Consider the following 12,743-nt stretch of genomic DNA (forward strand, 5'->3'; position numbering starts at 1 on the left):
CTTGCGCATCGTCAAAATCCTTCTCCTGGCGCTCGTGGTCGCGGCTCTCGCGCCCTATGTGATCGCGCCGTTCTACCGCACCGGCCATCCGGTTTCGACGCTGATGGCCTGGCGTTCGCTCCGGGGCGCGCCGATGCAGCGGACGTGGATCGATCTTGCTGACATGTCGCCCTATCTGCCGCGCGCCGTGGTGGCGGCCGAGGATGCCCATTTCTGCAAGCATCACGGCATCGATTGGGGCGCGTTGCGCGAGGCGATCGACGACGCGCAGGAGGATGGCACGCCGTTCCGGGGCGCCTCCACGATCACCCAGCAGGTGGCGAAAAACCTGTTCCTCTGGCAGGGGCGGGATTTCGTTCGCAAGGCGCTGGAATTCCCGCTGGCGCTCTGGATCGATCTCGTCCTGCCCAAGCCGCGGATCCTGGAGATTTACCTCAACATCGCCGAGTTCGGTCCGCAGGGCCAGTTTGGCGTCGAGGCGGGCAGCGCCTATGCCTTTGGCAAATCGGCCGCCAGCCTCTCCCCGCGGGAGGCGGCCCTTCTGGCCTCGATCCTGCCGAATCCGGTCAAGCGCAGCGCCCGGACCCCGGGACCGGGCGTCCGGCGGCTGGCAGCCACCTATATGGCGCGGGGGCAGGCGAACTCGCTTGCGACCTGTTGGCGCGAAAATCGCTGATTTTTGGCCCATTCCGGGCGCATTTTCCGGCCCAAGAGCCTAGCTTTACGGCCAGCCTTCCTCTATAAGCGCGGCCTTGATCGGCATTCAGCTCGCCTCGTATTGCGGGTGCTGAGCCGTCCCTCCCCGGACGATGCCCCGATGACACCAATCCCTAGAGGATATTGAAATGGCCGTTCCGAGAAGAAAAACCTCGCCGTCGCGCCGTGGCATGCGCCGCTCGGCTGACGCCATCAAGAAGCCGACCTATGTGGAAGACAAGGACTCCGGCGAGCTCCGTCGTCCGCACCATCTCGACCTCAAGACCGGCATGTACAAGGGCCGTCAGGTCCTGAAGAAGAAAGAGTCCTGAAGGCAGGACCTTTCCTCAGGCGGGATGATTGAACCCGCGTGATTTCGGCCAACCCATGAGCTAGACGGTGACGGCGGCGGGGCAAATGCTTCGCCGCTGCATTGCTCTGTCCGGATATCTTGATCGAGAAGGCATCTCGCCGATGGTCGGTTTCCCGCTGCTTCTGATTCCGCTCGCGGTCTACAACATCATCGCCTTCCTGATGCCCAGCGTGTCCTTCTCGGACGTGCTGTTCAATGTGCCGATGATCACGGGCGAGAGCTGGCCGGTCACGCTCGCCGATCTGCTGCTCGCGCTCGGCGTGGTGCTGCTGCTGCTCGAGGTGGTCAAGGGCGCGCGGCCGGGCTCGAAATTCCTGATGGATCATTTGCTGTCGCTGATCGTCTTCGGAGCGGCCGCAGCCGAATTCGTGATGTGGCCCAAATTCGGCAACTCCACCTTTTTCCTGCTGGTGCTGCTGGCGATGGCGGACTTCTTCGCTGGCATTGCCCAGCGCACGCGTCGCCGCGTCACCTATGTCGCCGAGACGACGGTGCCGGCGCCACGCAAGGCCAAGCGCAGAGGTGAAGCGCCGGCGGACGATGCGGAGGCCGCTTCCAGGTTCGAGCCGGTGATTGCACCGCAGCCGGCCCCCTCAGCGCCGCCCGCCCCCTCGGCGCAGTCCGTCGCGGAATCGGTGCTGATGGATCATCCCGCGCCAAAGCCGGCGCAGGCGCCTTCGCCGGAAATTCCCTCGCCGCAGCTGCAGCCGGGGAACGGCACGCCGTCGTCGCCGGATACACCGCAGCGCTGATCTTGCCGCGTCGGCGGTGCGCTCCCTCGCCCCGCTTGCGGGGAGAGGGTTGGGGTGAGGGGGAGTCTCCGCAGGGGCGGTGAGAGTTGGATTCGAGGAGAGTCCCCCTCACCCGGAATCCGCGCTGCGCGCGCATTCCGGCCTCTCCCCGCAAGCGGGGAGAGGCGAAGACGGTCGTCTCACTTCAAATCAATCTCAAGCCACCTGACGCGTGCGAGCGCTGACGGTTCCGAGCGGGCGCTTGCTGCCATAGGCCGTCCTCGCGTCTTCGGAAGAGGCCCGGCGGAGCCGGCTGGTCTGGGACAGATGTTCGGCGTTGGCGATGAGCTGGGTGACGAAGCTCGGATCGGGGCGGGGCAGCGGCGCCTTGTGAACCCACTGCAACGTCGGCATCAGCGGCACCAGGGCTGTGCCTGCGCCGTTCTCAGCCGCGTCCGATCGATCGGTACTCAACATCGCAATCACCGTTGATCCGGCGAGATTGTCGCGTTTCGGGACGCAGGCGCCGGTGCGAGTCCTGTACTCGCAAGGCCTATGCCGCCCGGGTCCGTTTGGTTCCCCACGCCCGGGAAACGTGGTTTCCAAATTGTTTATCAACTTTGCCTAGGGTCGGGGACGAATCTGGCTCTATCCTGTGCCGGCTCAGGACTTCTCCACTGTCCCAGAACGAGGCGATTTTGACTCCCGCATTGCCACAAGCCTCCGACATCCTCGCCGCGCTCGGCCAGGCCGTGTTAGCCTGGGACATCGCCAGCGATGCCATCGTCTGGGGTGAGCAGGTCGCCAGCATCTTTCCCGGCATCCCGGCCGAGCGGCTCGCGACCGGCGCCGAATTCGCCAAGCTGATCGAGCCCGCGCAAACGCTGCGGACCGCGGCCCTGGCGCAGACCTCCGCCGTGCACGGCGCCGGCGGTACGCCTTACCGGGTCGAATACGGCGTGCGCATGAGCGCCTCCGATCCCGTGATCTGGGTCGAGGAGACCGGCCGCTGGTTCGCGGGCCCCGATGGTCGCCCCACACGTGCGATCGGCTCCGTCCGCATCAACAATGAGCGCCACGCCCGCGACGAGGAACTGGCCAAGCTGGCCCGGCTCGATCCCCTGACCGGCGAGCTCAACCGCTCCCATCTGCTGGCGGCACTGGCCGAGGCGATCGAGGAGACGTCCCGCTTCCGCTCGACCGCGGCCTTCATGCTGGTCGGGATCGATCATCTCGCCCGCGTCAACGACGCCTTCGGCTTCGACGTCGCCGACGCCGTGATCCTGGATGTCGCCAAGCGCATTCGTTCGCGCCTGCGCGGCGGCGACGTGCTCGGGCGCTTCTCCGGCAACAAGTTCGGCCTGATCCTGAAGAACTGTACCGTCGACGACATGAACGTCGCCGCAGAGCGCTTCCTCACCGGCATCCGCGACGAGGTGGTGCCGACGAAATCCGGCCCGGTCTCGGTCACCGCCTCGATCGGCGCGGTCAGCCTGCCGCGCTATGCCCGCAACACCGATGAAGCGGTCAACCGCGCCCATGAAACGCTGGATGCCGCAAAGCGCCGCCGCGCCGGCTCGTTCGCCGCGTGGCGCCCGGACGCCGCGCGCGACGCTCAGCGCCGGGTCAACATCCGCGTCACCGACGAGATCGTCACCGCGCTGAACGAACGCCGCATCAAGCTTGCCTATGAGCCGGTGGTCTCGGCCAGCTCGCGCGAACGCGCCTTCCACGAGTGCCTGGTGCGGATGGACCAGGGCGATGGCCAGGTGCTGCTCGCGCCCGACATCGTGCCGGTCGCCGAGCGGCTCGGCCTGATCCGCCTGGTCGACCACCGCGTGCTCGAGCTCGTGGTCGCCGAACTGGCCGCTGCGCCCGACATCTGCCTCAGCCTCAACATCTCGCCCGATACGACGATGGATCCGGACTGGTGGGCCGGGATCGAGTCGCTGATGCTGGCGCATCCCGGCGTTGCCGAGCGGCTGATCGTCGAGATCACGGAGACGGTCGCGATCCAGGACATCGACGATGTCCGCGGCTTCGTCACGCGGCTGAAGAATTTCGGCAGCCGCATCGCCATCGACGATTTCGGCGCTGGCTACACCTCGTTCCGAAACCTGCGCAAGCTCGGCGTCGACATCGTGAAGATCGACGGCGCCTTCGTGCAGAACGTCACCCGCTCCGCCGACGACCGCGCCTTCGTGCAGACCTTGATCGACCTCGCGCGCCGCCTCGACATCAAGACGGTCGCTGAATGGGTGCAGGACGAGGAAGCCGCAGGCATGCTGCGTGAGTGGGGCTGCGACTACATCCAGGGCCGCCTGATCGGGCTGGCTTCTGCGGACCGGCCGTGGGGCGCGCCGCCGGATAATGCGCTGCCCGCGGCGGGCTGAGAATTAGTAGGGTGGGTTAGCCGAAGGCGTAACCCACCACTGTTCACATCCGCAAAGACAGAAGAGGTGGGTTACGCTTCGCTAACCCACCCTACGATCACGCCCCCTCATCCAGCGCCACCAGCTCGCGCTTCTTGCGCAGCGACGGCAGCAGCGGCGCGATCAGCAGCACGAGCGCCAGCGTCAGGCACACTCCCGAGATCGGCCGCTGCACGAAGGTCCAGAGATCGCCCTGCGACAGGATCAGCGACTTGCGCAGGTTGTTCTCCATCATCGGCCCCAGCACGAAGGCGAGCACCAGCGGCGCCGGCTCATAGCCGAGCTTGCGCATGAAATAGCCGATGATCCCGAACGCGATCATCACATGGACGTCGAACACGTTGTTGCTCGAGCAATAGACGCCGATGATCGTGAACAGGATAATCAGGGGAAACAGGATGTTGTAGGGCAGCTTGAGCAGCTGCACCCACATGCCGATCATCGGCAGGTTCAGGATCAGCAGCATGACGTTGCCGATATACATGCTGGCGACGATGCCCCAGAACAGGCCTGGATTCTGCGTGATCAGCAGCGGTCCCGGCTGCAGGCCGTGAATGACGAAGGCCCCGAGCAGCAGCGCCATCACGACATTCGGCGGAATGCCGAGCGTCATCAGCGGAATGAAGGCCCCGCCCGCCGCGGCATTGTTCGCCGATTCCGGTCCCGCGACGCCTTCGATCGCGCCATGCCCGAAACGCTCGGGCGTCTTCGACAGCCGCTTCTCCAGCGCGTAGGAGGCGAATGACGCCACTACCGCGCCGCCGCCCGGCAGGATGCCGAGGAAGAAGCCGAGGATCGTGCCGCGGCCGACCGGACCTGCGCTCGCCTTCCAGTCATCCTTGCTGGGCAGGAGATGGGTGATCCTGGTGTTGATGATGTCGCGCTTGATGACCTGCTCGGTGTTGAGCAGCACCTCGGCGACGCCGAACAGGCCCATCACGACGGGCACGAGGCCGATGCCGTCGATCAATTCCATGCGGCCGAAGGTCAGCCGCGGCTGCGCGGTGATGCTGTCGAGCCCGACCAGCCCGAGCACGACACCGATGCACGCCATCAGCAGCGCCTTCGGCATCGATCCCTGGGTGAGGAAGGTGAGCACGACGAGGCCGAGCACCATCAGGCTGAAATACTCGGCCGGGCCGAAGGCGATGGCAATGCTGGCAAGCTTCGGTGCCACCAGCATCAGGGCGATCAGCGCAAACGTGCCCGCGGCGAAGGAGCCGAAAGCGGAGATGCCGAGGGCGGGGCCCGCACGGCCCTGCTTCGCCATTTGGTGGCCGTCGATGCAGGTGACGACGGAGGCGGCCTCGCCCGGGATGTTGACCAGGATCGAGGTGGTCGAGCCGCCATACATCGAGCCGTAATAGATGCCGGCCATCATGATGATGCCGGATTCCGGCGTCCCCGACAGCGTCACGGGCAGCAGCAGCGACATGGCCGAGATCGGCCCGATGCCCGGCAACACGCCGACCAGCGTGCCGATGAAGACGCCGATGAAGCAGTAGAGCAGGTTGATCGGCAGCAGCGCGACGCCGAATCCATGGGCCACATTGACAAGCGTATCCATGCGATCAACCGATCCCGAACAGGCCTGAGGGCAACTGGATCAACAGCAGCCGCTTGAGCACCCACCACATGCCTGATGGCACCAGCACGGCGATTGGGATCGCCAACGTCCAGCGCACGGGATCGATCAGCCGCAACAGCAGCAGCATCAGCGGGATCGACGACAACAGGAATCCGAGCGGCTCCAGCGCGAACGAGAATGCGGTGAGGCAGGCGATGACGAGAAGCGGCTTGCTCCAGCGCACATTCTCCCAGCGCGAGGCCAGTGTCGGACCGCCCTCGGTGACCGCCGAGAGGATGATGGCGCCTGCGAACACGCACATCAGGATGCCCGTATAGAACAGCACGTAGCCGGAGCCGGGATCGTTGATGGTGCCGAGCCTGAGCTTCAAGCCTGACCAGATCACGAAGCCGCCAAGCGCGAGCCCGATCAGTCCGCCCCAGAGCTCGGAATTGCTGAGGCGGAGCTTGACGTTTCGGTCGTTGTTCATTTGAAGCACCTCTCGATCACCGTCATCCTGAGGTGGCCGCTTCTTCAGCGGCCCTCGAAGGGCGACGGTGCCCTGATCCATCCTTCGAGGCGAGCCGCAAGTGCGGTCCGCACTTCAAGACGACGCCGGCATCTGTGGCGAGGCCAGCTACTTCTTCGCAAGCCCCAGTGTCTCGATCACCTTGCGCTCGGACTCGGTGACTTCGACGACGAACTTCTTGTAGTCCTCAGTGGTCTTGTAGTTCGGCACCATGTCGTATTTGGCGAGTGTCGCGATCACCGCGGGGTCCTCGAGCGCCTTCTTGAAGGCATCGTGCAGCTTGGCGACGATCTTGGGATCCATGCCCTTCGGGCCGGCGATGCCGAACGGGGAATCATAGACCATGGGATAGCCGAGCTCCTTCAGCGTCGGCACATCGGGATAGTTCGGCGAGCGGGCGCCGGTCCACACCATCAGCAGCCGTAGCTTGCCGGCGTCCACCAGAGGCCGCCATCCCGTGGAATCCGCCTGAAGCATGGTGTGCTGACCGAGCACGGCGGCATTGGTCTCTGCACCTCCCTTGAACGGCACCTGCGTCAGCTTGATGCCGGCCATTCCCGCGATCTGCTCCATGCCGATATGCAGCGAAGTGCCAGCGCCCGGCGTGGCGTAGGTCACCTTGCCCGGGTTGGCCTTGGCGAACTCCACCACGTCCTTCCAGCTCTTGAACTGCGACTCCGCACTGGTCGTCACGCCAAAGGTGTAGCCGGTAAGATGGACGATGTAGCTGAAGTCCTTTGCCGGATCCCACGAAACCTCCTGCATCAGCGGCAGGCGGAACACCGTGATCGGGATCTGCGAGATGGTATAGCCGTCAGGCTTCGCGGCCGCCGCCATGGTCGCCGGTCCCACCGTGCCGCCGCCGCCGGCCTTGTTGTCGATGACGATCGGCTGACCCAGGATCTTCGAGGCGCTGTCGGCAATCGCGCGCATCGAGATATCGGTCGATCCGCCGGCCGGCCACGGCACGATCAGCGTGATCGGCTTGGTGGGATAGTCCTGCGCAATGGCGGCCGTGGAGAGCAATGCGCCCATGACAGCGTGCGCCGCGGCAAATGCGATCGTCTTCAGCCCGTATCCTGACATCGAAACGCCTCCCTCGCAGCGGCCCCTTTTGGCCGCCGCCTCTTGTTCTTGTGAGACGATTGTTCCTGAAATCGAGGGAGAAGAAAAGCGCATTGCGCGGACCGCGCGCGGCGATCAGTTGGGCCATGTCGGCAGAACCGGCACATGCGACAATTCGTCGTTCGGCCGCGTGCCGAGAGACGGAATTTGAGGAGACGAAGCCGTCAGGCCACGCGCCGGACCATGTTCAGCCTCTCGATGGTGCGGCCGACCTCCGATGCGAGACACGGCTTGCCGAAATAATAGCCCTGCACGGCAGTGCAGCCGCACTCGCGAACGAAATCGAGCTGCTCCTCGGTCTCCACCCCCTCCGCCGTGGTCTCGACGCCGAGCACGGAGCCGAGGCTTGCGATCGTTCGGACGATGGCAACGCTCTCCGGGCTTTCGCCGAGCGTGCCGACGAAGGAGCGGTCGATCTTGATGCGGTCGAAGGGAAACTTGCGCAAATAGCTCAGCGAGGAATAGCCGACGCCGAAATCGTCGAGGCTGACGCGCACCCCTAACGTGCGGAGCTGGTGCAGGATCCCGATCGTCGCCTCGCTGTCATCAAGCAGCGCCGTCTCCGTGACCTCGAGCTCGAGCCGTTGCGGAGGCAGGCCGGCTTCCGCAAGCGCGCTCGTGACCATCGCCACCAGCCCGCGCGCGCGGAACTGTACCGGCGACAGGTTCACCGCGACGGTGACATCGGGCCAGGACGCGGCGGCCGCGCAGGCCGTGCGCAGCACCCATTCGCCGATCGGTACGATCAGCCCGTTCTCCTCCGCAATCGGAATGAACTGGACCGGAGAGACGAAGCGGCGCGAGGGATGTTTCCAGCGCAGCAGTGCCTCGAAGCCGGTGAGCTCGCAGGAATCGAGCCGCATCTGCGGCTGGAACACCAGGTGGAATTCACATCCTTCCAGCGCGCCAACCAGATCCTGCTCCAGCGCGTGCCGGCTGCGTGCCTCTTCCTCCATCTCGGGCTCGAACAGCTGATAGGCTCCGCGCCCCCTGGCCTTGGCCTGGTACAGCGCGAGGTCGGCGCATTTCATCAGCTCGTCGGCGTCGAGCCCGTGATCGGGTGCGATCGCGATGCCGACGGAGACGCCGACATGGATCGACTGGCTCTCCAGCGGCGGCGGATGACCGATGATGTCGACGAGGCGGCGGGCGAGCTCCTCGGCCGATTGCGGCTGCGGTCCGCGCTGGAGGATGGCGAACTCGTCGCCGCCGAGGCGGGCGACGGTATCGTGCTCGCCGACGTTCTCCTTCAGGCGCGCTGCGACCCAGCGCAGCAGGCGGTCGCCTGCGGCATGGCCGAGACGATCGTTGACGGTCTTGAAGTTGTCGAGGTCGAAGCACAGCACAGCCATGGCGCCGCCGGCGATCGCGACCTGGTTCAGTCCTTCGTCCATCTTCTCGCGGAACAGCGTGCGGTTGGGCAGGTCGGTGAGCGAATCGTGCTGTGCCATATGCGCCACCCGGGCCTGGGCCTTGTGACGCTCGGTGACGTCCTCGTAGGTGACGACCCAGCCGCCGTGCTCCATCCGCTTGTGATTGAGCTTGATGATGCGGCCGTCGCTCAAGTGCCGGTGCAACGTGTGCTCGCCCTCGCGCAACCTCTCGACATAGTCGGCATAGAGCCTGGCGCCGGTCATGTTCGGATGGATGCCGAGCTCGCAGCCGTATTCCATGATCTCTCGCATCGAGACGCCGGGCTTCACGATCTCCGGCGACAGTCCGTACATTTCGAGATAACGGCGGTTGCAGACGATCACGCGCAGGCTCGAATCGAGCATGCACAGGCCCTGGCTCATGTTGTTCAGTGCAGCGTCGAATCGCCGATATTGCTCGCTCAGCTCCTCGACCGCGTGCTCGCGCTCGGTGATGTCCTCATAGGTGGCGACGAAGCCGCCCTCGGCGAGCGCGCAGTAGCGTACCGACACCACGGCGTCGTTCGCCATGCGCCGGCGCATTGGCGAGGAATCGCGCTTCGCAATGCTCGTGCAGGCGGCTTCGAGGAGCTGTTGCGGACTGTATTCGGAGGAGAATGCGCCCTTCGCCATCGAACGCTCGATCAGCTCGGCGAGATGCGTGCCGGGCCTGGTCTCCTCCGGCGACAGCCGGTAGAACTTGCGGTAGGTGGTGTTGCAGACCCGAAGGCGCATGTCGCTGTCGTAAAAGGCGAGCCCGTGCGCCATATTCTCCAGCGCCGCATCGAGGATGAAGTTCTGCTGCCTCAGCGTTTCCTCGTATTGCAGCCGCTCCGTGACGTCCTCGTGCACCGTCACCCAGCCGCCGTCGGGCAGGAAGCGGGAGACCGCCTGGACCATCCGTCCGTCGTAACGCATAACCAGCAGGGTTTTCGCCTTCCTGCGGCGCACATCTTCTATCCGGCTTTCGTAAAATTCGTCGTTCGACATGCCCGGCAGGTTGCCGCGCGACATCCAGTGCTCGATCACCGCACAATGCGGGACACCCGGCTTCACGATTTCGGGATCGAGATCGTAGAGCTTCAGGAACCGTTCGTTGCAGAGGACGACGCGGCTGTCGACGTCGTACATGATGAGGCCATGCGACATGTTGGCGAGCGCGTGCTGGCTCCGCTCGGTCTGCAGGCTCAATTCCGCTTCGAGCCGGGCGAGGCGGCTGACATCGTCGCAGATCGTCATCCAGCCGCCGCCGGGGAGCGGCTTCAGCTCGAGCGACATGACGAGGCCGTTTGCAAGCCGCTGCTCGGTCCGGAACGGCTTGCCGGCGGCGATCTCCGCGATCCGCGCCGAATACAACGCGTCGAGCTCGTCTTGCGGAAAGTTGCCGCGCCTCGCGCTGTGCTTGAGCACCTCACGATAGCTCGTGCCGACCCGCACGATGTCGGCCGACATGTCGAACAGCGTGAGGTAGCGCTGGTTCACCAGCACGATCCGGTTGTCGGCGTCGTAGACGCAGACGCCCTGCTCCATGTGGTCGAGCGCAAGCTGGCTCAGGACGACCAGGGCGTCCGGGCCCTGCTCGCGGCGTACACCAGGCTCGTTGTCGCGGGTCGACATCATGGGCTCGGCGGGACCTCGGCAGGCAATAGACTTAAAGCAACTTAATTCAGCGGCCGAGGGTAGCGAAGAGGCCGGAAAATTCCCTTAAGCGCGTTAGTTTACGGAGGGTGACCGGCGATGGTGAAGATGTATGTGCCGCGATCTGCACGGTGGAGCCCTACCTCAGGCACCAAACTGTCACCGTCATCCTGAGGTGCCGGAGCGAAGCGGAGGCCTCGAAGGGCGACGGCCCGGCTGCATCCCGGCCGTTCACCCTTCGAGGCTCACCACGCTGCGCGCGGTGAGCACCTCAGGATGACGGTGCTGGACTGTTGGCTCTAGGTCTAACTATGGCCCGTACAGCACGAGCTCCGTATCCGTCAGATCGCCGAGCTGTGGCCGGTGCGGGCCCTTGAAGTATTTACGGCCGCGCCGCTCGGTGTAGATGCCGACGAGGCCGGGAATCGGGCCATTGGCATCGACGGCCACCGAGACCTTGCCGAGCCGCAGCAGCAACCGGCCGATGCGGCCGGCGCATTCGGCATATTCCCCGGCACTTCGGCAATAGATCAGCTTCATCGCGGGCGGTGCGATAAAGCCGCGGCGGATGCGAACCGGTTGCAGGATGAAGGGGAACGTTCCCTTCGGCGTGCGGCAGACGAGGCTGAGGCAATTGTAGCGCGCATGCCGTGTCAGGAGCTCGGTCTCGGTGTCGGAAAGCCCCTCGATCTCTTTGGCATGCGGCGCGATGACCTCGATCTCGCTCCAGCGCGGCGCGTGCGACAGCGCGGGGACCGAGAAGAATATGCCGCGGCAATAGGCGCGAAAGCCCTGCGTCTCGATGATCGGCCAGGTCCACGGCGCCGGGCTGATGTTGAAATAAGTGACGTCCTTGTGCCGCTGGGCGATCTTGGTCAGCAGCGGGGCGTAGTTGCGGTAGGCCGGATCGACATACCAGCTCGACAGGTTGCATCGGATGGCGGTCTCTTCGCCGTCCTTGCGCGCCGTGTAGATCAAGAGCAGCACGCCGACCGGCGTGCCGTCGTCGTCGAGCATGTAGCCGAAGCGCGGATAGCGCTCCGGCACGGGCCGGAAGGCCTGCCGGCGCAGGCCCTCAACCCAGTATTCGCGCGAGCGCCCTACGAAGCCGCGCGTCAGCAAGTCCGCGATCCTGTCGACGTCGGACTCGGTGATCTCGCGGCATCGGACCTTGGTATGGATCACGCTCGTCTTGCCCGTGGAAATGGTCGACCTCTTACCTTAGCGCCAGCCTTCGCCATGAGCCTCGGCCGCGACATGCGGCTGCAAGCCCAGGACGTCCCGCACCTTCGCCGGCCAGGCGGAAAGATCGGTGCCGTGGGTGTGGAACATGGCGACGGCCAGGCGGTCCATGCCGAAGGCAACGCAGCCGGTATGGGCCGGCTCGCCATCGGCGTCCTGGATTCCCCAGGTCGTGCCGAAATGCTCGCGGTGATAGTTGAAGCTCATGCAGGCGGTCGGCTGCTCTTCCGAGCGCAGCGGGATCAGCAGCTCGAACTTGAGCTGCTGCTGCTTCTGGCTCACCGCCTTCATCTGGCCGACGCGGCCGAAGAACGGATCGCTGGCATAGTCGACGCGGAAGGTGAGGCCGAGATCGCGAGCGATCGCCTGCGCGCGCACCATCCAGCGCTCACGGAAGTCGGCGACGTCCTCGGGGCTGCCAATGCAGACATATTCGCGCATCCGGAACGATTGCAGACGATCGAGATGCTTCGACGGCTCGCGGCGGAAGCAATCGGCCGCGACGTCGAAGCGCAGGCCGCCCTTCGGCAACTGGCCACGGCTCGCCGCGATCGGGTAGACCGGATAGCAGGCGGCCGGTGACAGCACGAGGTCAGCCGGCGAAAGCGAAGATGTCCAGTCGCCGCCGGCATCGAAGCGGCTCACCGCGGCATTGATCTCGCGCTCGGTGCCGTGCAGGCCGCAGACGCAGCCGAGCAGGTTAGGAAAGCTCTTGAGATAGCCGGACTTCTCCAGCTGGGCGCGGCTCATGACCGGCGGGAAGCGCATCACCTCGGTGCCGGTCTCGCGATGGCTGGTGATCAGCGCGGCGAGCTTCTCGACGATCCCCTCATAGAGTGCGGTGCGGGCGTAGACGCCGTCGGCCCCCATGCGGTGGAACAGCTTGTCGGCGAGATGATCGAGCGGATCGATCATCTGCGGGGCGGTGGCGGGCGAGTTGGGGAGGACGGCAATATTCATGTTTCGATGTCCTGCTATCTCAAAATTATTCTTGTTGA

The 12,743-nt window shown here is 65.0% G+C and carries 11 protein-coding genes; 4 read left to right on the forward strand and 7 right to left on the reverse strand.

The window, feature by feature from the left end:
• The first annotated feature begins 1 nt into the window (after position 1).
• The 3 genes from mtgA to H1B27_RS06600 all read left to right on the forward strand — a co-directional run bounded on the left by mtgA (position 2) and on the right by H1B27_RS06600 (position 1,821).
• On the forward strand, positions 2 to 676 hold the full coding sequence (gene mtgA, locus H1B27_RS06590; RefSeq protein ID WP_197965421.1) for a monofunctional biosynthetic peptidoglycan transglycosylase: 675 nt from the start codon (positions 2 to 4) through the stop codon (positions 674 to 676).
• A gap of 169 nt (positions 677 to 845) precedes the next feature.
• Positions 846 to 1,028, forward strand: a complete 183-nt coding sequence (gene rpmF, locus H1B27_RS06595) for a 50S ribosomal protein L32 (RefSeq protein WP_007598106.1) — start codon at positions 846 to 848, stop codon at positions 1,026 to 1,028.
• 142 nt (positions 1,029 to 1,170) lie between these two features.
• Entirely contained in the window at positions 1,171 to 1,821 is a 651-nt protein-coding gene (locus H1B27_RS06600; RefSeq protein WP_197965422.1) for a hypothetical protein, read from the forward strand.
• 195 nt (positions 1,822 to 2,016) lie between these two features.
• Here the strand turns inward: H1B27_RS06600 and H1B27_RS06605 are convergent, their stop codons facing one another.
• Positions 2,017 to 2,277, reverse strand: coding sequence for a hypothetical protein (locus tag H1B27_RS06605; RefSeq protein ID WP_197965423.1), 261 nt, complete (start codon positions 2,275 to 2,277; stop codon positions 2,017 to 2,019).
• 221 nt (positions 2,278 to 2,498) lie between these two features.
• On the opposite strand from H1B27_RS06605, the gene H1B27_RS06610 reads away from it, so the two are divergent.
• Positions 2,499 to 4,193 (forward strand): bifunctional diguanylate cyclase/phosphodiesterase, encoded by a 1,695-nt coding sequence (locus H1B27_RS06610; protein WP_197965424.1) that lies wholly within the window; start codon positions 2,499 to 2,501, stop codon positions 4,191 to 4,193.
• A gap of 97 nt (positions 4,194 to 4,290) precedes the next feature.
• Here H1B27_RS06610 and H1B27_RS06615 read toward each other — a convergent pair whose 3' ends face one another.
• The 6 genes from H1B27_RS06615 to H1B27_RS06640 form a co-directional block, all read right to left on the reverse strand.
• Entirely contained in the window at positions 4,291 to 5,799 is a 1,509-nt protein-coding gene (locus H1B27_RS06615) for a tripartite tricarboxylate transporter permease (protein ID WP_197965425.1), read from the reverse strand.
• A gap of 4 nt (positions 5,800 to 5,803) precedes the next feature.
• A complete protein-coding gene (locus tag H1B27_RS06620; RefSeq protein WP_197965426.1) occupies positions 5,804 to 6,289 on the reverse strand; it encodes a tripartite tricarboxylate transporter TctB family protein in 486 nt (161 codons plus the stop codon).
• Between the two features lie 147 nt (positions 6,290 to 6,436).
• Complete coding sequence (locus tag H1B27_RS06625; protein ID WP_197965427.1) at positions 6,437 to 7,414, reverse strand: tripartite tricarboxylate transporter substrate binding protein; 978 nt, start codon at positions 7,412 to 7,414, stop codon at positions 6,437 to 6,439.
• Between the two features lie 203 nt (positions 7,415 to 7,617).
• Complete coding sequence (locus tag H1B27_RS06630; RefSeq protein WP_246515211.1) at positions 7,618 to 10,482, reverse strand: PAS-domain containing protein; 2,865 nt, start codon at positions 10,480 to 10,482, stop codon at positions 7,618 to 7,620.
• A gap of 330 nt (positions 10,483 to 10,812) precedes the next feature.
• A complete protein-coding gene (locus tag H1B27_RS06635; protein WP_197965429.1) occupies positions 10,813 to 11,688 on the reverse strand; it encodes a GNAT family N-acetyltransferase in 876 nt (291 codons plus the stop codon).
• 36 nt (positions 11,689 to 11,724) lie between these two features.
• Positions 11,725 to 12,705: an amino acid--[acyl-carrier-protein] ligase gene (locus tag H1B27_RS06640; protein WP_061879802.1), complete on the reverse strand. Its 981-nt coding sequence runs from the start codon at positions 12,703 to 12,705 to the stop codon at positions 11,725 to 11,727.
• Positions 12,706 to 12,743 lie beyond the last annotated feature (38 nt).

The organism is Bradyrhizobium diversitatis, from assembly GCF_016031635.1.
Classification (GTDB): domain Bacteria; phylum Pseudomonadota; class Alphaproteobacteria; order Rhizobiales; family Xanthobacteraceae; genus Bradyrhizobium; species Bradyrhizobium diversitatis.

Excerpts from the sequence above, each read along its gene's own strand:
- rpmF (WP_007598106.1), top strand. The coding sequence starts at position 846 with ATGGCCGTTCCGAGAAGAAAAACCTCGCCGTCGCGCCGTGGCATGCGC.
- H1B27_RS06600 (WP_197965422.1), top strand. The coding sequence starts at position 1,171 with ATGGTCGGTTTCCCGCTGCTTCTGATTCCGCTCGCGGTCTACAACATC.
- H1B27_RS06605 (WP_197965423.1), bottom strand. The coding sequence starts at position 2,277 with ATGTTGAGTACCGATCGATCGGACGCGGCTGAGAACGGCGCAGGCACA.
- H1B27_RS06615 (WP_197965425.1), bottom strand. The coding sequence starts at position 5,799 with ATGGATACGCTTGTCAATGTGGCCCATGGATTCGGCGTCGCGCTGCTG.
- H1B27_RS06620 (WP_197965426.1), bottom strand. The coding sequence starts at position 6,289 with ATGAACAACGACCGAAACGTCAAGCTCCGCCTCAGCAATTCCGAGCTC.
- H1B27_RS06625 (WP_197965427.1), bottom strand. The coding sequence starts at position 7,414 with ATGTCAGGATACGGGCTGAAGACGATCGCATTTGCCGCGGCGCACGCT.
- H1B27_RS06630 (WP_246515211.1), bottom strand. The coding sequence starts at position 10,482 with ATGTCGACCCGCGACAACGAGCCTGGTGTACGCCGCGAGCAGGGCCCG.
- H1B27_RS06640 (WP_061879802.1), bottom strand. The coding sequence starts at position 12,705 with ATGAATATTGCCGTCCTCCCCAACTCGCCCGCCACCGCCCCGCAGATG.